Consider the following 19,452-nt stretch of genomic DNA (forward strand, 5'->3'; position numbering starts at 1 on the left):
TCAGGGGAGAAGGTGGCGCGCAGCGCCGGATGAGGGGTGAAGCGGCTCAATACGCGCTTGCTGAGAAACTGAACCCCTCACCCTAGTTCCGCTACGGACCTGGCGGTCCTAGCTGCACTACCCTCTCCCCTCAGGGGCGAGGGGCGCTCGAGCCGAACCATCGAGGTGCCGGACTCCGGCGAGTCTCAGGCCGGCGGCTCCAGCACGCGGACGTCGAACGTCTCCGCCTCTTCCTCCATGAAGCGCAGGAACTGCAGGCCCTCGCGCTCGATCTCGGCGACGTCCTTTTTCCTGAGCTGGTGGTAGGGCGTGACGGTGAGCACCGCGGCGCCCTTCTTGCTGTCGATGCCCCAGCCGGCCGACATCAGGCCGTCGACCAGCACCCCAGGTTTGACGTTGTTGACGAAGTCGCCACGCAGTTCGTCGCCTTGGACGAGGAAACGGCGGCGGTTGTCGTAGCCGAGGATGGCGTTTTCGTAGAGCGGCAGGAAGCGGACTGGGGAGGGCGTATCGGCGTCGGGACGCGGCGCGTCGGGCAGGTCGAACAGTTCGCGGCCATCGGGGGTGGTGAAGCTGACCAGCGCGGGGCGCAGCGCTTCGAACACCTCGCCGAGCTTGGTGAGGCGCGACCAGCTCTGCATGTCGGCGACGCTAGCCGGGCCATAGGCGGCGAGGTAGCGGCGCACCAGGGTTTCGCGGGCGATCGGGCGCTCATAGGGCGCCGGCAGCCAGTTGCCGATGCGGGTGATGACCGGCGAATGGCCGGAGCCCCAGATTCGGGTCGGCGGGATCTGGATCAGCGTATCGGTCGATTGCAGCAGCATGGTCATGGCCAGCGGTTCGCCAACGGGGAAGCGCTCGCTGAGGCGCTTGCCGAGCTGGCCGGCGGTCATCGGTTCGGCGTCGAGCAGCTTTCGCGCTAGTTCCAATACGGCGGCTTCGTCATTGCCGCCGAAACGCTTCTTGAAATTGCTGAGCCAGACGGAGCGGAGGAAGGGCTGCATCTCTGCCCGGATGCCGATCAGGTCGTCGACGGTGTGAAGATGCAGCGTGCCGCGCATGGTGGTGGCGCGGGCCAGCGTGCGGTCGACGATCAGCGCGGTCAGCGCCTGGTGGGTAAAGCCCTCGAGCCGCGACCAGAGCCCGATATAGGGGTCGTGGGTCTGCTGCGCCTGCATGCCGAGCAGCCAGGCAATGGTGTCGGTGATACCCATGTCGCTGCGCTCGAGCAGCATCTGACGCGCCAGGGTGGCGCGGTTGAGCTGGCGGTCGGTCAGGGCGTTCGTCATCTGCACCTCCTCGGTATGGGCATAAACTAGCCGGAGCGTACTGACAGGGCTTGTCAGCAGCTTGCACCGGCAGGCGAGCGCTCCGATAGTCGCGGGCATGATTGCCATTCTCGCATTGCTCCTCGCCTGCCAATTGGCCGGTGAAATCCTGGCGCGCTCGCTGGCTCTGCCGATGCCGGGCCCGGTGGTCGGGCTGATCCTCCTCGCCGTCGTGCTGCTGGCGTGGGTACAGCGGCGGCCCGACCTCAAGGGCACGCTGCTCGACAAGGTCACCACCTTCCTCGTTGGGGGGCTGGGGCTGCTGTTCGTGCCGACCGGTGTCGGGGTAGTGCAGCAGCTGGGGCTGCTCGGCGACTATGGTGTGGGGATCATCCTGACGCTGATCATTTCGGCGGTGCTCACCATGCTGGCGACGGTCGGGGCGTTCCTTGCGGTGAAGCGCTGGACCGGGAGGCGGCCATGAACGATCCGTTCGCGCTCTGGGTCTATCTCAGCTCGACGCCGCTGCTGTGGCTGACGGTGACGCTCTGCGTCTGGGTCGGGGCGGACTGGCTGGCGCTGAAATCGGGCCGCAACCCGCTGGTCAATCCGGTGCTGCTGTCGATCATCGCAGTCGGTGCGGTACTGCTCGCCACCGGCACACCCTATGGGCGCTATTTCGAGGGCGCGCAGTTCGTGCATTTCCTGCTCGGCCCGGCGATCGTCGCCATCGCCGTGCCGCTGGTCAGCAACCGCAAGATCGTGATGGAGAACCTGTTGCCGCTGCTTGGCGCGCTGCTGGCAGGCTCGGTAACGGCGATCGTCTCGGTGGTACTCTTGGGCCGGCTGTTCGGGCTGCCGCCGGATGTGCTCCTGGCGCTGGTGCCGAAATCGGTGACGGCAGGCGTCGCCATGGGCATTGCCGAGCAGATCGGCGGCTCACCCTCGCTCACCGCCGTGCTGGTGGTGCTGACCGGGGTCACCGGCGCGGTGCTGGTGACGCCGATCATGAACGCCCTAGAGATCACCGACTACGCGGCGCGCGGCTTTTCGGTCGGGCTCGCCTCGCACGGCATCGGCACGGCGCGCGCCTTCGCCGTCGATCCGGTGGCAGGCACGTTCGCAGGCATCGCCATGGGGCTCAACGCGGTGCTGACCTCGGTGCTGGCGCCAGTACTGACGGCGTGGCTGGTGTAGCTATTGGCCCGGCGGTCTTGCCCTCCCTCACCGGGTGTCATCCCAGCGAAAGCTGGGATCCATCCATCCGCTGGCGCGGGCTGTGAGTTGGGTCCAGCTTTCGCTGGGATGACACTGAGTGAGTGGAGAAAGCGGTGCAACCCGATGGGGCTGTGCTCCCGGATCACACCCAGTCGGGGACGCTGTCCAGGGCGATCAGCTCGGCGATCGACTTGCGTGGGCGGATGACGTGCCACTTGTCGCCGTCGACGAGCACCTCGGGCACCAGCGGGCGCGAGTTGTAGGTCGAGGCCATCACCGCGCCATAGGCGCCGGCCGACATCACGGCGAGCAGGTCGCCTTCCTTGACGCCCGCCATCTTCCTATCCTGGGCGATGAAATCGCCAGTCTCGCAGACCGGGCCGACCACATCGGCGGTGATCTGCGCCAGGTTGGAATGCACCACCGGCTGGATGTCGTGATGCGCCTCGTAGAGGGTAGGGCGGATCAGGTCGTTCATCGCCGCATCGACGATGACGAAGGTCTTGCCGCCTTCCTTCACGTACTCGACTTTGGTGACGAGAATGCCGGCATTGCCGACGATCAGCCGGCCGGGCTCCAGCACCAGCGATACGCCGAGCGGGCCGATATGCTTCCTGACGATCTCGGCATAGGCGGGCGGAGCCGGCGGCGCGTCTTCGTCGTGGTGGTAGGGGATGCCGAGGCCGCCGCCGACATCGGCGTGGCGGATATCGTGGCCGGCGGCCTTCAGGTCGCGCACCAGTTCGGCGAGCAGCGCGAAGGCGTTATCGAACGGCGTCATGTCGGTGATCTGGCTGCCGATATGCATATCGACGCCGACGGCGCGCACGCCCGGCAGCGCGGCGATGCGGGCATAGACCTCGCGGGCCCGCGCAAACGGGATGCCGAACTTGTTTTCGGCCTTGCCGGTCGAGATCTTCTTGTGCGTGCCGGCATCGACATCGGGGTTGATGCGCACCGAAACCGGCGCGGTCATGCCCATGGAGACGGCGACATCGCTCAGCCGCTCCAGCTCCGGTTCGCTCTCGAGGTTGAAGCACTTGATGCCGACTTCGAGCGCCCGGCGCATCTCGGCGAAGGTCTTGCCGACGCCGGAGAAGACGATTCGATTGGCCGGCACCCCGGCGGCAATGGCGCGCTCGAGTTCGCCGCCCGACACCACGTCGGCGCCGGCGCCCTCCTTGGCGATGAGCTTGATCACCGCCTGGTTGGAGTTGGCCTTCATGGCATAGGCGACCAGCGTGTCGATGCCCTTGAAGGCATCGCGCATCACCTGCACGTGGCGGCGCAGCGTCGCGGCCGAATAGACGTAGAAGGGCGTGCCCACCTTGCCGGCGAGGGCGGTGAGGTCGACCTCCTCGGCGTACAGCCGGTCGTCGCGATACTGGAAGTGATGCACCAAGGTCCTGCGCCCCTACGAAATCCGGGCGAAGCTCTAGGCGAAAACGCCGGGCAGCGGAAGCGAGACTTCTCTATGGGGCCGATCAAGAAGCGCGATGCGCCGCACCGGCCGGCGCGGGCCAGTGGTGGTCGATCCGTTCTGCGATCAGCCGCTGCAGGGCCCACAGGTTGCGGTCGTGGATGCCGTATTCGGCGAGCTTCTGCACTGTCGAGAGCACATACTCGGCCATCGAGCCCTTCCAGCCATGCGCCTGCGCCAGCCGGTCGGCACGCTCCGCCAAGGTGAGGCCGCCGACATAGCGGGTGCTGTTGCGGTTGATCGCAAACGCCAGGGCAGTGAGTGGACCCTCGGCGGTGGCGACCTTGATCCAGCGGCCGGGAAAGGCGTTGGGCACCATGCTCATTTCGCGGCGCACCAGCTTGTCCATGTTGGCTTTGATGGTGCCGGCCGGGATGCGGAAGGCAACGCTGCGGCAGCTGCCGCCGCGATCGAGGCACATCATCAGGCCCGGCTGCTTGGGGTTGCCTCGCCAGCGCTGGTCGAACAGGCAAAAGCTGCGGTGCCAGCCGCTGGCGACGGCGATGCGCTGCTGGTCGAACTCGGTGGCCGGATTCCAGATCAGCGAGCTCAGCGCGAAGATCCAGAACTCGCCTTCGGGCGCCGTATCGATGATCCGCGCGACTTCCGCATCGTAGTCGGCCTCGGTCGCTGGGCGAATGCCCGGGTAGGTCGGCTGGCCCGGATCCTCGATCACCGGGATGCGGGCGACATGGTCAGCGGTGAGGTGCAGGGGGCGGGGCTGGCGCGGCATTGCCGGAGCCTACTCCACTCCGCCATCGCCGTGACCACCGGATTTCTTCACACTGACCGGTTCGGACTTCACGCCGGTGAGGATTTCCTTCCAGCGGGCGGCCTGCAGCGCGACGTTTTCCGGCGCGGTGCCGCCGTAGCTTTTCCGGGCGGCGACCGAGCTCTCGACGCTCAGCACCTTATGGATGCGGCTGTCGATGCGGTGGTCGATGAACTTGAAATCCTCGATGGTGAGGCCGTCCAGCGTCATGCCCTTCTGCTCGGCCAGCGCCACGATCTGCCCGGTGATATGATGGGCCTCGCGGAACGGGATATTGGCCTGCTTGACCAGCCAGTCGGCGATATCGGTGGCGGTGGAGAAGCCGGCATTGGCCGAAGCGCGCATCTTCTCGCGATTGGCCTTCAGATCCTCGACCATGCCGGTCATCGCGGCGAGCGACAGCGACAGCGAGTCGAGCGCGTCGAAGGCGACTTCCTTGTCTTCCTGCATGTCCTTGGAATAGGCGAGCGGCAGGCCCTTCATGACGATCAGCAGCGAGGTCAGCGCACCCATGATGCGGCCGACCTTGGCGCGGATCAGCTCGGCCGCGTCGGGGTTGCGCTTCTGGGGCATGATCGAGGAGCCGGTGGTGAACTTGTCGGAAAGCTTGACGAAGCCGAACTGCGACGACGACCAGATCACCAGTTCCTCGGCGAAGCGGCTGAGGTGCATGGCGCAGAGGCTGGCGGCCGAGAGCGTTTCGAGGATGAAATCGCGATCGGAGACGGCGTCGAGCGAATTGGCGGTGGGGCGATCGAAGCCGAGCGCCCGGGCGGTCATGTCGCGATCGATCGGATAGGGGGTGCCGGCGAGGGCGGCCGAGCCGAGCGGGCTCTCGTTGAGGCGCTTGCGCGCATCCTCGAAGCGGCCGTAGTCGCGGCCGAGCATTTCCACATAGGCAAGCAGGTGATGGCCGAACGTCACCGGCTGGGCGTTCTGCAGGTGGGTGAAGCCGGGCATGATGGTCGCGACTTCCTCCTCGGCTCGCTTCACCAGCGCCAGCTGCAGGGTTTTGACCTGCGCCAAGAGCGTATCGATGGCGTCGCGGACATAAAGGCGGAAATCGGTGGCTACCTGGTCGTTGCGCGAGCGGGCGGTGTGGAGGCGCCCCGCGGCATCGCCGATCACGTCCTTCAGGCGGCTCTCGACATTCATGTGAATGTCCTCGAGCGAACGCGAGAACGTGAATTTGTTTGTCTCGATCTCGTCGAGCACGGTCTTTAGGCCGGTGATGATCGCGTCGCGATCCGCCTGGGTCAGGATGCCCACTTCCGCCAGCATGGTGGCGTGTGCGATAGAGCCGGCGATGTCCTGCTTGTAGAGTCGCTGATCGAAGCCGATGGAGGCGTTGATCTCTTCCATGATGGCGTCGGGCCCGGTCGCAAAACGGCCGCCCCACATGCGATTGCTCATCTCAACTCCAACGGTAGACCTATGACCGACCAAAGCCCCGCCCCGACCCGGAGATTGCGCCCCAGGCGGGTGCTGCTCGTCGCCCTGATCAGTGCGGCGGTAGCACTAGTCCTTACCCTCGTGGTTGGCAACTTCATGCCGGCGCAGGCGACGCAGTGCGATCCGCAGGTGATCAAGGGGCAGAAGATCGACGCGGCGGCGATCGGCATGCTGGCAGCGCTCAACGGCACCGGCGAAGGGCGCGGCTATGCCGATATGGCGTTCAAGGATGCAGCGGGTGCGCCGACCACGATCGGCAGCTTTGCCGGCAAGAAGCTGCTGGTGAATTTCTGGGCCAGCTGGTGCGTGCCGTGCCGCGAGGAAATGCCCGCGCTCGACGCCATTGCGACGAAGTACAATTCAGAGCAGTTCATGGTGCTGCCGATCAACCTCGATGTCGGCGAGAGCGGGCTCGAGAAGGCGAAGAAATTCCTCGCCGACGAGGGGCTCAAGAACCTGCCGCTCTATGCGGATTCCACCTTCGATGCATTCAAGCGGCTGCAGCAGCAGGCGGTGGCGATCGGGCTGCCGGCAACGCTCCTGCTCGACGAAAAGGGCTGCGAGCTGGCGGTGCTGCAAGGGCCGGCCGAGTGGGATTCGCCTGACGGTCACAACGTCATCGACACGCTGATCGGGACCTGACCCGCATGCGCCGGATCCTCTGCGTCGGTGCCCTGACCATGGACACCATTTTCCGGCTGGATCGCCTGCCGGACGGGCCGGGCAAAGTCATTCCGCTCGATGCGGTCGAGGTCGCCGAAGGCATGGCGGCGGCGCAGGCGGCGAGCATCGTGCGGCTCGGCGGCAAGGCGGCGCTCTGGGCTTCGGCCGGCAACGACGCCACCGGCGATCGGCTGGTGCAGCAGATCTCGGGCGAAGGCGTCGACTGTTCGCGGGTGCGGCGCGTCGCCGGTTCGCGCTCGGGCTTTTCCTCGATTTTCATGGATCGCAGCGGCAGTACGATGATCGTGCCGCGCTACGATCCCACGCTGATGGCGCCGCCCGAGGCCGCCCCTGATCTTCGTGGTATCGACGCGGTGATGACCGACGTGCGCTGGCCGGGCGCGGCGGCGCTGGCGCTCGGTGCGGCGAAGGCGGCGGGCGTCCCTGGTATCCTCGATGCCGATATGGCGGCGCGCGACGTGCTCGACGGCTTGTTGCCGCTGGCGACGCATGTGGTGGCATCAGAGAGCGCGGCAAAGCTGGTGACCGGGGCGGACACCGCAGAGCAGGCGGCCGGGTGGCTCGCAGTCAGCCATGGCGGCTTCGTCGCGGTCACCGCCGGCGCCGATGGCTGCTGGTGGAGCGAGGGGGACGGGATCCGCCATTCGCCGGCACCGAAAATCGAAGCGATCGATACGCTGGCGGCGGGCGATGTGTTCCATGCCGGGTTTGCCGTCGGGCTGCTCGAGGGCTGGCCGATGCGCAACGTCATCGCTTTTGCTTCGGCGGCCGCGGCGATCAAGTGCACCCGGTTCGGCGGCCGGCTCGGCGCGCCGTCGCGCGCCGAGGTCGAGGCGTTTCTGGTGAAAGCGCGCTGAGTTAAGCCGCGTTCGCCGCCTGCCGCATCGGCTTGGCGTCGGCTTTGCGGATCACCCGGCAGGGGTTACCCGCGGCGAGCACGCCGGCGGGGATGTCGCGGGTGACGACGCTGCCGGCGCCGATGGTGGTGCCGTCGCCGATGCTGACGCCGCCGACGATGATGGTGCCGGCGCCGATCCAGCAGTGCTTGCCGATGCTGATCGGCTTGTTGATGCACTGGGCGCCGATCAGCTTACCGGTCTTGGGATCGCGGCGCTCACGCTCGTGCGGGTCAACCGGGTGGCCGGCGGTCAGGAACATCACCCGCGGTGCAATGGCGGTGCCGTCGCCGATGCGCACTTCGGCGCCGTCGAGGAAGACGCATTCGAAGTTGATGAACACACCCTCGCCGATATGGATGTGCTTGCCGTATTCCCAGGTGACGGGGCTCAACACGAAACTGTCGCCGAAGCTGCCGAGCTGGTCGCGGAACATCGCGGTGCGGTTGGCCATGTCCCAGTTGGGGACGGCGTTGAGGCGGTCGAGTTTCTTCCTTGCTTCGACCTGCATTTCGATCAGGTCCCAGTCCGGCCCTTCATAGAGCTCGCCCGATACCATCTTCTCGTAGCCCGTCTTGCTCATTGGGGCCAATCTCCTGTTCAGCGTGTCCCCCCGCTGAAAGCGGTCGCTTCTGCCCCGATGGGACAGACCCCGCAAGCGCACAGTTTGCAGAATTGCGCGCCGCTTCGCCCCGTCCGTTCAGACGGGGTTCAGGGATCGGATGTCGGGAGACGGGGTGCTGAACAGTCGTTCAGGCGGTGCGATCGATGATGCGGCCGACAAACGCGTCGGAGCGCTGCTCCATATCGGTGAGGGCCCGCTCGAGGTCGGCGCCAGTGGAGGCGGAGCCTTCGTTGATCTGCTTGAGCAGCATCTGGTGTTCGAGATCGGCGCGCTTTTTGGCGACGAGCACCTGCGCCACGCCGAGGGTGTCGGCCTCGCGGAAGGCCATGCGATAGATCGATGTGTCGAGGTTCATCACACCCCTCCGGCTGGTCAGGCGATTTTGTCGACCTTGGTCCCCTGGCCGGGCGGTGGAGCAGAGCGCGCCACGCTGTCGACCATCTGGATCAGCGACATCTCCATCTCGTGCGATTTCTTCAGCACGGCGATGGCAATGGATTGCTGCGTCCCGGCGGAGCGCGCGGCAAGCAGCTGCGATGTCAGATCCATGTCCATCCCCGGGGTTTTATGACCGGGGCGTAAACGAAACCTTCCCGAAGCTGTGTCGGAATGGTGCGATCGTGAATCAATCGTTTACGGATCAGCGCCCGCCGAACAGCGCCACGTCGCGTCGCTTCAGCGGCACGCAGAGCGCCGCGCCGACGATCAATCCGCCGACATGGGCGGACCAGGCGACCGGGCTGCTGCCGCCGAAGAACAGGTAGAACAGCTGCACCGCCGCCCAGGCGCCGAGCATCCAGAGCGCCGGCAGCGGCAGCGGGATCGGGATGGTGAGGCCCAGCAGCACATAGACCCGGGCATGCGGGTAGAGGACGATATAGGCGCCCATGACGCCGGCAACGGCGCCCGAGGCGCCGATCAGCCAGGTGTAGGTACCCATGGCGAAGAGGATATAGATCACGCCGGAGAGCGCGGCACAGGCGAGGTAGAACGCCGCGAACTTCACATGCCCCAGCGCATCCTCGATATTGTCGCCGAACACCCAAAGGAACAGCATGTTGCTGCCCAGGTGCAGCCAGTCGGCATGAAAGAACGCATAGGTGATGAGCGTCAGCCCGTCGGGCAGGTAGGCCAGCCGGTCCGGCGCCTCGGGCTGCAGGAAATAGGCCGGGACTGCGGCATAGCTCAGCGCGAACTGGTCGAAACTGAGCCCGCTGCCATGCGCCAGCTGGATCAGGAACACCAGGACATTCAGCCCGATGATGCCATAGGTGACATAGGGGAACCTGATGTGCCGGACTGGGTTGCGGTCGTGCAGCGGAATGAACATCAGCCGCGCGATTGCCCCTCGTGGCCGAACTTGCCAGGCGTCCACAGCACGTCGCTGTCGCCGTTGGCGTTGGCCACCCGCGCCATGACGAACAGCAGGTCCGACAGGCGGTTGAGATAGACCATGACGGCGTTGTTGACGTCGGGTTCGGCCGCAATCAACTCGACCACCAGGCGTTCGGCGCGACGGGTGACGGTGCGGCCCAGATGCAGCGCGACGGCGAGCGGCGTGCCACCGGGGAGGACGAAGCTCTGGAGCGGCTTCAGGCCTTCATTGTAGTGGTCGATCTGCTCTTCGATCCATTCGGTCTGCTGCGCGGTGATGCGCAATGAGGGCGGTGCGCCGGCCGGATCGGCGCCTGGGGTGGCGAGGTCGGAGCCGAGGTCGAACAGGTCGTTCTGCACGCGCGCCAGCAGCCGGTCGAGCTTGGGCATCGAGCCGGTATGGAGCCGCGCCATGCCGATGAAGCTGTTGGCCTCGTCGACGGTGCCGAAGCACTCGACGCGGAGGTCCGCCTTGGAGCGGCGCGGGCCGCGCACCAGGCCGGTGGTGCCGTCATCGCCGGTTTTGGTGTAGATCTTGTTGAGCTTGACCATGTCGTTCCGCCGCGAGTCAGTGGCGTCGAAACTAGCTCAGCGGGAATGGCGCGCGAAGCGCTTTCGGTCAGCTCCCCCGACCGAAGAAGTATAAGGCGCCCAGGATCACCACGATGGCCACGGCCTGGGCGATGACGCGGGCGCGCATCAGCTTCTGGCTGAGGTTGTGGTCGCCGCCGCGGAACATGTTCCACAGCCCCATGAACAGGATGATGGCGACCGCGCCGAGCGCGACGATGGTGATGATGCCGGTGATGTTCATAATGTCCTCGCGAGGAAGCGGCTGAGGCCCTCGCCCAGTCGGTCATAGATGGCACGAATGCGACGGCTGGTGAACAGTTCGCGATGCGTGGTCAACCACACTTCCAAGGGCGGCGGGCGGAAATCGGGCAATAGCGGCACCATGCCGCGCGTCTCGGCCACCAGCAGCTGCTGCGCGAAACCGACGCCGAGACCGGCCTTGACCAGTTCCCAGGCATTGGTCTGGCTGTCGGTGCGGACGATGAAATCGCTGCGCTTCAGTTCGAACCCCATGCGCCGGGCGGCGCCGATCAGCAGTTCGGAGCGATCGAAGCCGATCAGATCGTGCTCGACCAGCTGCTCGGGCCGTTCCGGGCGTCCGCGCCTCAGGATGTAGCTTTCGTGGGCGCAGGTGACGATCGGGCTTTCGCCGAGCTTGCGGGTGATCAGCTCGAGCTGGGTGGGCCGGAACATGCGGACGGCGATATCGGCCTCGCGCAGCAACAGGTTTTCGGCCGAATCCGACGGCACCAGCTCGATCGCCACCTGCGGGAAGCTCTGGCGCAGGTCGAGGAGGAACGGCGGCAGCACGTAGTGGCACATCACGGTGCTGGAAGTGATGCGGACCGAGCCAGTGAGCGCGGCGCTCGCCCCCTCGGCGATCAGCGTTGCCTCGGCCAATGCCTGCTGCGCCGCCAGCACCGGCTCGTAGAGCTTGAGCGCCGTATCGGTGGCGTGAAAGCCAGTGAGCGTCCGCTCGAACAGGCTCATCCCCAATGCCTGCTCCAGCGCCTCGACATGACGGCCCAGCGTCGGCTGGCTGAGGCCGAGGGCGCGCGCGGCAGCCGAGAGCGAACCGTGCTCGACGACGGCGCCAAAGCTGCGCCACAGCGACCAGTCGGGATCGGGCATGGTCAAGGTGTCTCCAGGCCATTCAATTCTGTATGGCAAGGTAACGATCTTGTCCAATTCATCAACGCCGGTGTTGCGCCTACCTTGCTCCTCACCAGCAAGGAGCCAAGCAAATGAGCACGCAGAAAGTCATCGTCATCGGCATCAACGGTCATGTTGGCCACCACATCGCCAAGGCCTTCGTCGCCGCCGGGTGGGAGGTCGCCGGGTTTGGGCGGTCCAACAAGCAGCCGATAGCAGGGGTGCGCTTCATCAGGGGCGACGCCGAGGATGTGGAAGCGATGCGTGCAGCGATCGGCGATACCGAGGTGGTGGTCAACGCGCTGAACCTGCCCTACCACCAGTGGGATCAGGGCCGGATGGAAGCACAGAACCAGCGGGTGATCACCGCGCTCGGCAAGAGCGGCAAGACCCTGCTGTTCCCCGGCAATATCTATAACTACGCCGCCACCGACCGGACCGTGATGCCCCAGCTCAAGCAGCGCCCGCAGACGCCGCGCGGCGAGATCCGGGTGCGGGTCGAGGCATTGTATGAAGCGGCGGCGAAGCGCGGCGACATCCAGGCGATTATCCTCCGCGCCGGGGATTTCTATGGGCCGGAGAGTTCGTTCGATTGGTTCGACCTCGCCATGCTGCGCGAGGCGAAAAAAGGCAAGTTCGCGATGATGGGCGTGCCCAGCGTCGGCCACTCCTGGGCCTATCTGCCGGATGTCGGCCGGGCCTTCGAGAAGCTCGCCTGGCACCGTAAGGAGTTCGGCGCCTTCGAGAATTTCCATTTCGCCGGCAACTATGTGACGCCCGAGCAGATGGCTGCAGCCGCCGTGGCCGCGGCGCCGGTGAAGCTCAAGGTCGGCACGTTCCCGCGCGTGCTGTTCAACGTCGTGGGTCTCGTCGATCCGCTGATGCGGGCGGTCAGCAAGATGAGTTACCTGTGGGAGAACCCGATGGAGCTCAAGGACGCGCGCCTCGACGCCATCCTCGGCCCGGATTTTGCTACGCCGTTCGACGCGGCAGTGGCGGCGACGGTGGCGCCGTTCTTTGCGGCGGAGAAGCTGGCGGCTTAGGTTGCCGAGGCTGGTGGTTGTGGACCCCCACCCCTGAGGGGGCGGGAGACCCTCACACCAGCATCGCGGTTCCATCGTCTCCCTCCCCCTTGCGGGGATCAAGGGTGGGGGCAGCTCGCACCGGCTGAGCGGCTAGAACCCCAGTTCCTGGCGAATCTCTTCCGCCGTCCGACCCGCGTCACGCAGGCTCCGCAGCGATGTGGAGCCTTTCGATTTGCTGAGCTTTTTACCTTCGGTATCGAGGATCAGCTTGTGGAAGGTATAGAGCGGCGAGGTGAGGCCGAGCAGCATCTGCAGGAGCACGTGGATATCGGTCGAGGGCTCCATGTCGCGGCCGCGGGTGACATGGGTGACGCCCTGGGCGTCGTCGTCGATCACCACACTGAGGTGATAACTGGTCGGCGTGCCTTTGCGCTGCAGCACCACATCGCCCCAGCGCTCCGGCCGGGCATAGCGGATCTGCGGTCGATCCGCCGGGGTGGGGCCGGCGACGCTGTAGGTCAGCATGCCGGTGAGCGCCATGGCGTCGTCGGTCCTGAGCCGCCAGTTCGCCGTACGCCCTTCGGCAAAACGCTGTTTCACTTCGGCTGCCGACAGGTGCCGGCAGGTGCCGGGATAAAGCGGCGCGCCATCGGGGTCGGCGCCGCTCGACTGTGCGGCCAGCTCGGTGCGCGAGCAGAAGCAGGGATAGAGCAGGTCACGCGCCCTGAGCCGGTCGGCCGCAGCGGCATAGACGACGAAGCGGTCGGACTGCCGCAGCACCGGCTGTTCCCAGGAGAGGCCGAGCCAGGCGAGGTCCTCGAAGATCGCCGCGGTGAATTCCGGCTTGCTTCGGGTTATGTCGGTGTCTTCGATGCGCAGGAGGAACCGGCCACCGAGGACTTCGGCCCATACCGAGGCGAACAGCGCCGAATAGGCGTGCCCCAGATGCAGCAAGCCATTGGGGCTCGGGGCGAAGCGGAGGACGGGTCTGAGCATGACAAACTGCTAGCACGTAAGGATATTTCTTTGACAGACCGTCTCGATACGCCGGAGGCGCTGCAGCGCCAGCTGGGCGCCCTGATTGAGCTAGATCCGCGCCTCGGAGGCGTTGCCGAGCGCGCCGGCGCATTCGAAATCCGCCGCTCGCCGGGCGGCTTCGAAGGGTTGGCGCGGATCGTCACCGGCCAGCAGGTTTCGACCGCCAGCGCCGATGCGATCTGGGGCCGCTTCGCCCAGCTCGAAGGGGCGCTCGACCCGGTCGGCTATCTGAAGCTCAGTGAGGAAGCCGTCCGGGGCGCCGGGCAATCGGGCGGCAAGTACCGGACGCTGCGCGGGCTGGCCGAGGCGATCGCGGCGGGCAGTGTCGACTTCGCACATCTCGCGGAACTGCCGGCCGACGCGGCGATCGCCGCGCTGACCAAACTCAAGGGGATCGGGCCGTGGACTGCCGAGATTTATCTGATGTTTTCGGCGGCCCATCCGGACATCTTTCCCGCCGGCGACGTCGCGTTGCAGCGGGCGGCCGAGTGGGCGTTCGGGCTTGACGGCAAGCCGCCGGTGAAGGACTTGATCGAGATGGCGCGGCGCTGGTCGCCCTATCGGTCCACCGCCGCATTGCTGCTCTGGCGCTACTATCGCGCCGTGCGGAACAAGGAAGGATTGTCGATCTGATGGCCAAGCTCTCCGGCCCGATGCTGCCGCCCAAAAGCGGCGGCGCTCCGAAGCAGGCAGTGATTTTGCTGCACGGCTATGGCGCCGACGGCAGCGACCTGATCGGGCTCGGCCACCACTGGGGGCCGCTGCTGCCCGATGCATTGTTCATTGCGCCGAACGCGCCGACGCCCTGTGCCGGCAACCCATTCGGTTTCGAGTGGTTCCCGCTGGCGGTGGATCGGATCGCCGGCCGCATCGAGGGGGCAAAGAACGCCGCGCCCGTGATCATCGAGTTTCTCACCGATCTCTGGACGCAGACCGACATCAAGCCGGCCGACACCTTCCTCGTCGGCTTCTCGCAAGGGGCGATGATGGCGCTGCATGTCGGCACGGCGTTGCCGCGTCCGATCAAGGGTATCGTGGCGTTCTCTGGCGCTTTCGTTCCTGCCGAGGGGTTCCCGGCGATCGACAAAGCGCCGGTGGCGCTGATCCATGGCGATCTCGACCAGGTGGTCGATCCAGGGCTCAGCCGGCAGGCGGCGACCGAGCTGACGGCCGCCGGATTCGATGTAACGCTGCACATTTCGTCGGGCACGGCGCATGGCATCGCGCCGGACGGGCTCGATTTCGCCACGTCCTTCATGCTGGCGCAAACCGCCTGAATCGACTGATCGAATCGCGCTTCACAGGGGTGTCACAGTCGGCATAGAATATTGCTGATCATGACTGGCCGCGATTCCCGATCTGGGGGCGACAAGTGACGGTACATGTGTCGCTTGAGAATAGCCCCGCACTGGTGCTGAACGCCGATTTCAGGCCCCTCAGCTATTATCCCTTGTCGCTTTGGTCCTGGCAGGACGCGATCAAGGCGATTTTTCTTGATCGAGTCCACGTCGTCTCCAACTACGACCGGGTGATCAAGTCGCCGAGCTTCGAGATGCTGCTGCCCAGCGTCGTCTCGCTCAAGGATTACGTGCGGCCGGCGCGGCATCCTGCGTTCACCCGCTTCAACGTGTTCCTGCGCGACAAATTCCAGTGCCAATATTGCGGCGCCCGGGACGAACTCACCTTCGACCACGTGATCCCGCGTTCCAAGGGCGGCCGTACCACCTGGGAGAACGTCGTCGCGGCCTGCGCGCCGTGCAATCTCAGGAAAGCCAACCGGTTGCCGCGCGAGATCAAGATGTTCCCGATGCAGGAGCCGTTCCAGCCGACCGTGCACGACCTGCACAATAACGGCCGGGCTTTCCCGCCCAACCACCTGCACACCAGCTGGCTCGACTACCTCTACTGGGACATCGAACTGGAGCCGTGAGGCTGGACGCCGACTTCCGGCCGTGCAGCCGAACCGTATCAGCATCAACACCATCGTCTTCGCGTTCGGCATGGCGCGCGAAGCGTCACGCCGCGTTGGCTGAACCTGGCCACCGGCTTGCTTGACACCCACTGCCATCACGCCGTATCTAACCAATCAGTTAGCTAACCGATCAGTTAGGAATGGACGTGCAGCCGGACCAGCTCAGCCTCACGCTTTCGGCCATCGCCGACCCCACCCGCCGGGCCATCCTGATGCGGCTGATGGATGGGGAAGCGTCGGTCAAGGAGATCGCGGCGCCGTTCGAGATGAGCATCCCGGCGATCTGCAAGCATCTCAAGGTGCTGGAAGGCGCGGGCCTGATCAGCCGTGGACGTAACGCCCAGCTGCGGCCCTGCCGGCTCGAGGCGCAGCCGCTGCGCGAGGCCGTCGGCTGGATCGAGGAGTTCGCAAGCTTCTGGGATACGAGCCTCAACCGGCTCGACGGGCTGCTCGAGCGGCTGCAGGCGACCGATGCAACGGGCAAGAAGAACTGAGGCGCGCCATGACCAGTGACACAGCTTTGGACCCGCTCACCCAGCGCGAGTTCGTCATCAGCCGCCGCCTCAAGGCACCGCGCCGGCTGGTCTGGCGCACCTTCGAGGACCCGGACCTGCTTGCCCAGTGGTGGGGCCCGGAAAATTTCACCTCCACTGTCACCAAGCTCGAGTTCCGTGCCGGTGGCGAGTGGCACGTCACCATGCGGCGGCCCGACGGCGGTGAGCATCCGGTGCGCTACCAGTTCGTCGAGATCCTCGCGCCAGAACGCATCGTCTACCGGCCGTGGCGCCCGCCCGAAGCGGTCAATCCGCCGCCGAGCTATCTGGCCACCCTCACGTTCGAAGCGCTCGGTAACGAGACGATCTTCACCATGCGCGCCGAGTTCGACAGCGCCGCACACCTCGCCGTCGCGATCGAGGGCGGTTTCTTCGAGGGCACCAACCAGGCCTTCGACAAGCTTGAGCGGCAGCTCGCGACGTACTGATTGGGGAAGAACCATCATGCTGAGGCGCGCCCTCGTGATCCTCGCCTTTGTCGCTGCGGCCCTCGTCGCAGCGCCTGTCATTGCCCAAACCGCAGGAGACATTCCGATGAGCACCCCCAGCAGCACGGGCAAGGTCCCGGTCGGCGGCGCCGAGATTTACTACGAGATCCACGGTGACGGTCCGCCGCTGGTGCTGCTGCATGGCGGCGTCGACCCGTCCCAGACGTTTGGTGCGCCGCTCGCCGCGATGGCGAAGACCCACAAGGTGATCGCCATCCACATGCGCGGCCACGGCTTCAGTACGGACACCGACGTGCCCTGGTCCTCCGAACTGATGGCCGACGACGTTGCGGCTGTGCTTCAGCACCTCGGCATCGGCAAGGCGCGCTTCATGGGCTATTCGCTCGGCGCCGGCGTCGCGCTGCAGGTGGCGTTCCGGCACCCGGAGCTGGTCGAGAAGCTGGTGTCGGTCTCGGTGGATTACCGCACCAACGACGACTATCCCGAAGTCCGCGAGGCCTTCCGGCAATTGCCGGCCCACGCGGCGGAGTACGGACAGCAACTCGCCAGTTCACCCCTCGGAGAGCTCTATCCCGACGTCGACTGGGAGCGGGTGTTTCGCAAGTCCGGCGAAATGAACGAGCCCGAGTACGACTGGACCGAGGGGGTCAAGGCGATGACGGCCCCGACGCTGCTGGTGTTCGCGGACGCGGATTCGATCCGGCCCGAGCACATGGTGGCGTTCTGGAAGCTGCTTGGTGGCGGCCAGCGCGACGCGGGGTTCGACGGCTCCCAGCGCCCGGCCAGCCGGCTTGCTATCCTCCCGGGCACCACGCACTACAACCTGATCCAGTCACCGCTCCTCACCGAGGTCGCAACGGCCTTCCTCACGCAGTAGCGGCAGGGCTCTGGTCTCTAGTTGGTCGCGCTTTTGAACCGGAAAAGTCTGCAACTTTTCCTGAAAGCGCTCTATGCCTTCCGGCCCTTGAGCAGCACCGTGCCGAGCAGCAGCACGATCGCTGCCGAGATCAGCGTGTTGGCGCCAGCCAGCGTTACGCCGAACAGGCTGAACTGGATCTTGTCGCAGGGGACGACGCGGGCGGCGTTGATATTGGTGAGGTCGGAGAAGCTGACATCGACGCCGGTGCCGGTGCAGGCGGTGGGGCCGGGCCAGAAGCCGTATTCGACGCCGGCGTGATAGCCGGCGAGATAGGTCGACCAGACGAAGGTCAGGAGCACCAGGACGATCCCGACATACCACACGGCGCGCGGCAGCCGGTGCCACAGGATCAGCACCAGCGCGAGCAGCGGCAGGCCCCAATAGTAGGGCATGCGCTGCTCGAGGCAGAGCTCGCACGGCACCAGCCCGCCAAACAGCTGCGAGCCCCAGGCGCCGGCAATGGTCGCGAGGCCGAGGACGAAGGCGATCGTCGCGAGCAGGCGGGGACGGTCGGTGGCGAGGCTGGTGGTCACGATGACGCTCCTATTCGGATGCGCGCCATATTCTCGGGAGCGGGCTCCGAGTCAACTTAAGCCCGCTCACGAGATCGTCACTCGCCGCCCGGTCCGCTGAGGCCGAGCGAAGCCATGACGGCGCGCGCATTGTCGGGCGCATGCTCCTTGTCGGTCGAGACGAAGAAGGCGAACACATCGCGCGGCGGCGGGCTCGCTTCGGCAGCAGTGACATAGGGCGCATCGGCAACCGGCTTGCCCTCGGCCCACGCCTTCAGCCAGCCGGCGCGGACGTCGCGCTCGGCAACCGAATAGCTCTCTTTTCCCGGTGCGCCCTGCAGCCGGGCATAGGAGAAATCGGCGGTCTGGTCGATGTAGGACCATTCCGCGGTATCGGCGACGACGAGGGCGACGTTGTGGGCCCGCAACTGGGCGATGAAGCGTGGATCGGCGAAACTTTCGTGCCGCACTTCGATGGCGTGGCGAACCCTGACGATGCCGGTGGCGTCGAGATAAGGCGGGTTCTTGCCGTAGTCGGTCTTTCCGGCCAGAGCGACCAGCGCTTCCGGCGACTGCGGTAAGAGAGCGAGGAAGGCCTCCATCCGATCGGGGTCGTATTTGCTGTTGCCCGGCAGCTGCCAGCAGAACGGCCCGAGTTTCTTGCCCAGCGCCATGACACCGGAGGCAAAGAAGTTGGCGAGCGGGAGCTCGACATCCTTCAGCCGCTTGATGTGGGTGACCAGCTGGTGGCCCTTCACGCTGAAGACGAAGCTATCAGGGGTCTGGCTGGCCCAGTTCTCAAAGCTCGCGGCCTTCTGGTGCGAATAGAAGGTGGCGTTGATCTCGATATTGCCGAGCCGGGCGCTCGACCAGGCGAGCTCGTCCTTCTGCTTCAGCCCGTCGGGGTAATAGCTCTTGCGCCAGGCCTCGAACACCCAGCCGGCCGTGCCGAGCCTGATCGTTCCCGCCATCGAATCCTCCGCGCCAAAAGTGATCGCCACTCTGCGTCGGCCCTGATTGTCAGTCCAGAGCACTGTGACCTACTCTCACGCCGAGAAAAACGGGGGTATGAAATGGGTCGGATACTGCTGTTGACGGGCATGGTGATGGCATTGGCGAGCCCGGCGGCCATGGCGCAAAGTATTGGCGGCGACTACGCCGTCGAGGGCACCAATCTCGATGGTTCGAGCTATGGTGGCACGGCCAAGATCGTCCTCACCAGCGAGACGACCTGCGAGATTTATTGGACAACTGGGCCATCAACGTCACAAGGCATCTGTATGCGCAACGGCAATGCCTTTTCGGCCGGCTACGTGATGGGCGAAGCGATCGGGCTGGTGATTTACCAGGTGATGGAAGATGGCACGATGGACGGGCTGTGGACCATTGCCGGACAGGCCGGCACGGGCACCGAGAAGCTGACGCCGCAATAGGTGAGAGGGCAGCCTGCATCAAGCTGATTGGTGCCCCCCGCCGGACTCGCATATCA

The 19,452-nt window shown here is 65.7% G+C and carries 26 protein-coding genes; 12 read left to right on the forward strand and 14 right to left on the reverse strand.

Translation table 11 applies throughout. The features are described from left to right. Positions 1-185: 185 nt before the first annotated feature. Complete coding sequence (locus tag ACSQ23_RS21225; RefSeq protein WP_436091798.1) at positions 186-1,289, reverse strand: winged helix DNA-binding domain-containing protein; 1,104 nt, start codon at positions 1,287-1,289, stop codon at positions 186-188. A gap of 97 nt (positions 1,290-1,386) precedes the next feature. Between ACSQ23_RS21225 and ACSQ23_RS21230 the strand changes: the two genes are divergently transcribed. Together ACSQ23_RS21230 and ACSQ23_RS21235 are read left to right on the forward strand one after the other, a co-directional pair. Further along, complete coding sequence (locus ACSQ23_RS21230) at positions 1,387-1,752, forward strand: CidA/LrgA family protein (protein WP_436091799.1); 366 nt, start codon at positions 1,387-1,389, stop codon at positions 1,750-1,752. Beyond that, a complete protein-coding gene (locus tag ACSQ23_RS21235; RefSeq protein WP_436091800.1) occupies positions 1,749-2,465 on the forward strand; it encodes an LrgB family protein in 717 nt (238 codons plus the stop codon). The genes ACSQ23_RS21230 and ACSQ23_RS21235 overlap by 4 nt, the downstream gene beginning before the upstream one ends. A gap of 163 nt (positions 2,466-2,628) precedes the next feature. On the opposite strand, the gene lysA is transcribed toward ACSQ23_RS21235, so the two are convergent. From lysA to argH, 3 genes are all read right to left on the reverse strand, one after another. After that, positions 2,629-3,885, reverse strand: coding sequence for a diaminopimelate decarboxylase (gene lysA / locus ACSQ23_RS21240; RefSeq protein ID WP_436091801.1), 1,257 nt, complete (start codon positions 3,883-3,885; stop codon positions 2,629-2,631). Positions 3,886-3,970: 85 nt separating this feature from the next. Beyond that, complete coding sequence (locus ACSQ23_RS21245) at positions 3,971-4,699, reverse strand: gamma-glutamylcyclotransferase (protein WP_436091802.1); 729 nt, start codon at positions 4,697-4,699, stop codon at positions 3,971-3,973. Between the two features lie 9 nt (positions 4,700-4,708). Continuing rightward, the gene (gene argH / locus ACSQ23_RS21250; protein WP_055886682.1) at positions 4,709-6,151 is read right to left on the reverse strand and encodes an argininosuccinate lyase; all 1,443 of its coding nucleotides are present in this window, start codon (positions 6,149-6,151) and stop codon (positions 4,709-4,711) included. 21 nt (positions 6,152-6,172) lie between these two features. On the opposite strand from argH, the gene ACSQ23_RS21255 reads away from it, so the two are divergent. After that, on the forward strand, positions 6,173-6,832 hold the full coding sequence (locus ACSQ23_RS21255) for a TlpA disulfide reductase family protein (protein ID WP_055886679.1): 660 nt from the start codon (positions 6,173-6,175) through the stop codon (positions 6,830-6,832). Positions 6,833-6,837: 5 nt separating this feature from the next. Further along, the gene (locus ACSQ23_RS21260) at positions 6,838-7,731 is read left to right on the forward strand and encodes a PfkB family carbohydrate kinase (RefSeq protein WP_436091803.1); all 894 of its coding nucleotides are present in this window, start codon (positions 6,838-6,840) and stop codon (positions 7,729-7,731) included. 1 nt (position 7,732) lies between these two features. On the opposite strand, the gene ACSQ23_RS21265 is transcribed toward ACSQ23_RS21260, so the two are convergent. The 7 genes from ACSQ23_RS21265 to ACSQ23_RS21295 all read right to left on the reverse strand — a co-directional run bounded on the left by ACSQ23_RS21265 (position 7,733) and on the right by ACSQ23_RS21295 (position 11,473). Continuing rightward, a complete protein-coding gene (locus ACSQ23_RS21265; protein ID WP_436091804.1) occupies positions 7,733-8,353 on the reverse strand; it encodes a sugar O-acetyltransferase in 621 nt (206 codons plus the stop codon). A gap of 169 nt (positions 8,354-8,522) precedes the next feature. Further along, complete coding sequence (locus ACSQ23_RS21270; protein ID WP_056003432.1) at positions 8,523-8,750, reverse strand: hypothetical protein; 228 nt, start codon at positions 8,748-8,750, stop codon at positions 8,523-8,525. A gap of 17 nt (positions 8,751-8,767) precedes the next feature. Next, positions 8,768-8,944 (reverse strand): hypothetical protein, encoded by a 177-nt coding sequence (locus ACSQ23_RS21275; protein WP_436091805.1) that lies wholly within the window; start codon positions 8,942-8,944, stop codon positions 8,768-8,770. 91 nt (positions 8,945-9,035) lie between these two features. Next, on the reverse strand, positions 9,036-9,725 hold the full coding sequence (locus ACSQ23_RS21280) for a rhomboid family intramembrane serine protease (protein WP_436091806.1): 690 nt from the start codon (positions 9,723-9,725) through the stop codon (positions 9,036-9,038). Then, the gene (locus ACSQ23_RS21285; protein ID WP_436091807.1) at positions 9,725-10,321 is read right to left on the reverse strand and encodes a cob(I)yrinic acid a,c-diamide adenosyltransferase; all 597 of its coding nucleotides are present in this window, start codon (positions 10,319-10,321) and stop codon (positions 9,725-9,727) included. Before ACSQ23_RS21285 ends, ACSQ23_RS21280 begins: the two co-directional genes overlap by 1 nt. A 67-nt stretch (positions 10,322-10,388) precedes the next feature. Continuing rightward, positions 10,389-10,583, reverse strand: coding sequence for a twin transmembrane helix small protein (locus ACSQ23_RS21290; RefSeq protein WP_156384780.1), 195 nt, complete (start codon positions 10,581-10,583; stop codon positions 10,389-10,391). Next, positions 10,580-11,473 carry a LysR family transcriptional regulator gene (locus tag ACSQ23_RS21295; RefSeq protein ID WP_436091808.1) on the reverse strand — a complete coding sequence of 298 codons (894 nt, stop codon included), beginning with the start codon at positions 11,471-11,473 and terminating at the stop codon, positions 10,580-10,582. Before ACSQ23_RS21295 ends, ACSQ23_RS21290 begins: the two co-directional genes overlap by 4 nt. Before the next feature lie 113 nt (positions 11,474-11,586). On the opposite strand from ACSQ23_RS21295, the gene ACSQ23_RS21300 reads away from it, so the two are divergent. Continuing rightward, entirely contained in the window at positions 11,587-12,537 is a 951-nt protein-coding gene (locus ACSQ23_RS21300; protein WP_436091809.1) for an NAD-dependent epimerase/dehydratase family protein, read from the forward strand. Positions 12,538-12,669: 132 nt separating this feature from the next. Here ACSQ23_RS21300 and gluQRS read toward each other — a convergent pair whose 3' ends face one another. Further along, complete coding sequence (gluQRS, locus tag ACSQ23_RS21305) at positions 12,670-13,515, reverse strand: tRNA glutamyl-Q(34) synthetase GluQRS (RefSeq protein WP_436091810.1); 846 nt, start codon at positions 13,513-13,515, stop codon at positions 12,670-12,672. Positions 13,516-13,545: 30 nt separating this feature from the next. Here gluQRS and ACSQ23_RS21310 point away from each other — a divergent pair, with 30 nt between their 5' ends. From ACSQ23_RS21310 to ACSQ23_RS21335, 6 genes are all read left to right on the forward strand, one after another. Beyond that, the gene (locus tag ACSQ23_RS21310; RefSeq protein ID WP_056003417.1) at positions 13,546-14,190 is read left to right on the forward strand and encodes a DNA-3-methyladenine glycosylase family protein; all 645 of its coding nucleotides are present in this window, start codon (positions 13,546-13,548) and stop codon (positions 14,188-14,190) included. Further along, positions 14,190-14,834, forward strand: a complete 645-nt coding sequence (locus tag ACSQ23_RS21315) for an alpha/beta hydrolase (RefSeq protein WP_055886641.1) — start codon at positions 14,190-14,192, stop codon at positions 14,832-14,834. Before ACSQ23_RS21310 ends, ACSQ23_RS21315 begins: the two co-directional genes overlap by 1 nt. A gap of 95 nt (positions 14,835-14,929) precedes the next feature. Next, positions 14,930-15,487, forward strand: a complete 558-nt coding sequence (locus ACSQ23_RS21320) for an HNH endonuclease (protein WP_055886637.1) — start codon at positions 14,930-14,932, stop codon at positions 15,485-15,487. A gap of 182 nt (positions 15,488-15,669) precedes the next feature. Then, positions 15,670-16,023, forward strand: a complete 354-nt coding sequence (locus ACSQ23_RS21325; protein ID WP_436091811.1) for an ArsR/SmtB family transcription factor — start codon at positions 15,670-15,672, stop codon at positions 16,021-16,023. A gap of 8 nt (positions 16,024-16,031) precedes the next feature. Beyond that, positions 16,032-16,511, forward strand: coding sequence for an SRPBCC domain-containing protein (locus ACSQ23_RS21330; protein WP_436091812.1), 480 nt, complete (start codon positions 16,032-16,034; stop codon positions 16,509-16,511). 106 nt (positions 16,512-16,617) lie between these two features. Further along, positions 16,618-17,409, forward strand: a complete 792-nt coding sequence (locus tag ACSQ23_RS21335) for an alpha/beta fold hydrolase (protein ID WP_436091813.1) — start codon at positions 16,618-16,620, stop codon at positions 17,407-17,409. Between the two features lie 71 nt (positions 17,410-17,480). Here ACSQ23_RS21335 and ACSQ23_RS21340 read toward each other — a convergent pair whose 3' ends face one another. Together ACSQ23_RS21340 and ACSQ23_RS21345 are read right to left on the reverse strand one after the other, a co-directional pair. Continuing rightward, the gene (locus ACSQ23_RS21340; RefSeq protein WP_055886624.1) at positions 17,481-17,984 is read right to left on the reverse strand and encodes a disulfide bond formation protein B; all 504 of its coding nucleotides are present in this window, start codon (positions 17,982-17,984) and stop codon (positions 17,481-17,483) included. Positions 17,985-18,061: 77 nt separating this feature from the next. Next, complete coding sequence (locus tag ACSQ23_RS21345; protein ID WP_436091814.1) at positions 18,062-18,934, reverse strand: DUF72 domain-containing protein; 873 nt, start codon at positions 18,932-18,934, stop codon at positions 18,062-18,064. Between the two features lie 102 nt (positions 18,935-19,036). Here ACSQ23_RS21345 and ACSQ23_RS21350 point away from each other — a divergent pair, with 102 nt between their 5' ends. Beyond that, positions 19,037-19,396 (forward strand): hypothetical protein, encoded by a 360-nt coding sequence (locus tag ACSQ23_RS21350; RefSeq protein ID WP_436091815.1) that lies wholly within the window; start codon positions 19,037-19,039, stop codon positions 19,394-19,396. Positions 19,397-19,452: the final 56 nt, after the last annotated feature.

The organism is Devosia sp. LjRoot16 (assembly GCF_964252795.1).
Classification (GTDB): domain Bacteria; phylum Pseudomonadota; class Alphaproteobacteria; order Rhizobiales; family Devosiaceae; genus Devosia_A.

Excerpts from the sequence above, each read along its gene's own strand:
- ACSQ23_RS21285 (WP_436091807.1), bottom strand. The coding sequence starts at position 10,321 with ATGGTCAAGCTCAACAAGATCTACACCAAAACCGGCGATGACGGCACC.
- ACSQ23_RS21345 (WP_436091814.1), bottom strand. The coding sequence starts at position 18,934 with ATGGCGGGAACGATCAGGCTCGGCACGGCCGGCTGGGTGTTCGAGGCC.
- ACSQ23_RS21290 (WP_156384780.1), bottom strand. The coding sequence starts at position 10,583 with ATGAACATCACCGGCATCATCACCATCGTCGCGCTCGGCGCGGTCGCC.
- ACSQ23_RS21275 (WP_436091805.1), bottom strand. The coding sequence starts at position 8,944 with ATGGATCTGACATCGCAGCTGCTTGCCGCGCGCTCCGCCGGGACGCAG.
- gluQRS (WP_436091810.1), bottom strand. The coding sequence starts at position 13,515 with ATGCTCAGACCCGTCCTCCGCTTCGCCCCGAGCCCCAATGGCTTGCTG.
- ACSQ23_RS21265 (WP_436091804.1), bottom strand. The coding sequence starts at position 8,353 with ATGAGCAAGACGGGCTACGAGAAGATGGTATCGGGCGAGCTCTATGAA.
- ACSQ23_RS21335 (WP_436091813.1), top strand. The coding sequence starts at position 16,618 with ATGAGCACCCCCAGCAGCACGGGCAAGGTCCCGGTCGGCGGCGCCGAG.
- ACSQ23_RS21270 (WP_056003432.1), bottom strand. The coding sequence starts at position 8,750 with ATGAACCTCGACACATCGATCTATCGCATGGCCTTCCGCGAGGCCGAC.
- ACSQ23_RS21350 (WP_436091815.1), top strand. The coding sequence starts at position 19,037 with ATGGGTCGGATACTGCTGTTGACGGGCATGGTGATGGCATTGGCGAGC.
- ACSQ23_RS21325 (WP_436091811.1), top strand. The coding sequence starts at position 15,670 with ATGGACGTGCAGCCGGACCAGCTCAGCCTCACGCTTTCGGCCATCGCC.
- ACSQ23_RS21260 (WP_436091803.1), top strand. The coding sequence starts at position 6,838 with ATGCGCCGGATCCTCTGCGTCGGTGCCCTGACCATGGACACCATTTTC.
- ACSQ23_RS21255 (WP_055886679.1), top strand. The coding sequence starts at position 6,173 with ATGACCGACCAAAGCCCCGCCCCGACCCGGAGATTGCGCCCCAGGCGG.
- ACSQ23_RS21280 (WP_436091806.1), bottom strand. The coding sequence starts at position 9,725 with ATGTTCATTCCGCTGCACGACCGCAACCCAGTCCGGCACATCAGGTTC.
- ACSQ23_RS21295 (WP_436091808.1), bottom strand. The coding sequence starts at position 11,473 with ATGCCCGATCCCGACTGGTCGCTGTGGCGCAGCTTTGGCGCCGTCGTC.
- ACSQ23_RS21230 (WP_436091799.1), top strand. The coding sequence starts at position 1,387 with ATGATTGCCATTCTCGCATTGCTCCTCGCCTGCCAATTGGCCGGTGAA.
- ACSQ23_RS21245 (WP_436091802.1), bottom strand. The coding sequence starts at position 4,699 with ATGCCGCGCCAGCCCCGCCCCCTGCACCTCACCGCTGACCATGTCGCC.
- ACSQ23_RS21225 (WP_436091798.1), bottom strand. The coding sequence starts at position 1,289 with ATGACGAACGCCCTGACCGACCGCCAGCTCAACCGCGCCACCCTGGCG.
- ACSQ23_RS21315 (WP_055886641.1), top strand. The coding sequence starts at position 14,190 with ATGGCCAAGCTCTCCGGCCCGATGCTGCCGCCCAAAAGCGGCGGCGCT.
- ACSQ23_RS21330 (WP_436091812.1), top strand. The coding sequence starts at position 16,032 with ATGACCAGTGACACAGCTTTGGACCCGCTCACCCAGCGCGAGTTCGTC.
- ACSQ23_RS21235 (WP_436091800.1), top strand. The coding sequence starts at position 1,749 with ATGAACGATCCGTTCGCGCTCTGGGTCTATCTCAGCTCGACGCCGCTG.
- ACSQ23_RS21300 (WP_436091809.1), top strand. The coding sequence starts at position 11,587 with ATGAGCACGCAGAAAGTCATCGTCATCGGCATCAACGGTCATGTTGGC.
- argH (WP_055886682.1), bottom strand. The coding sequence starts at position 6,151 with ATGAGCAATCGCATGTGGGGCGGCCGTTTTGCGACCGGGCCCGACGCC.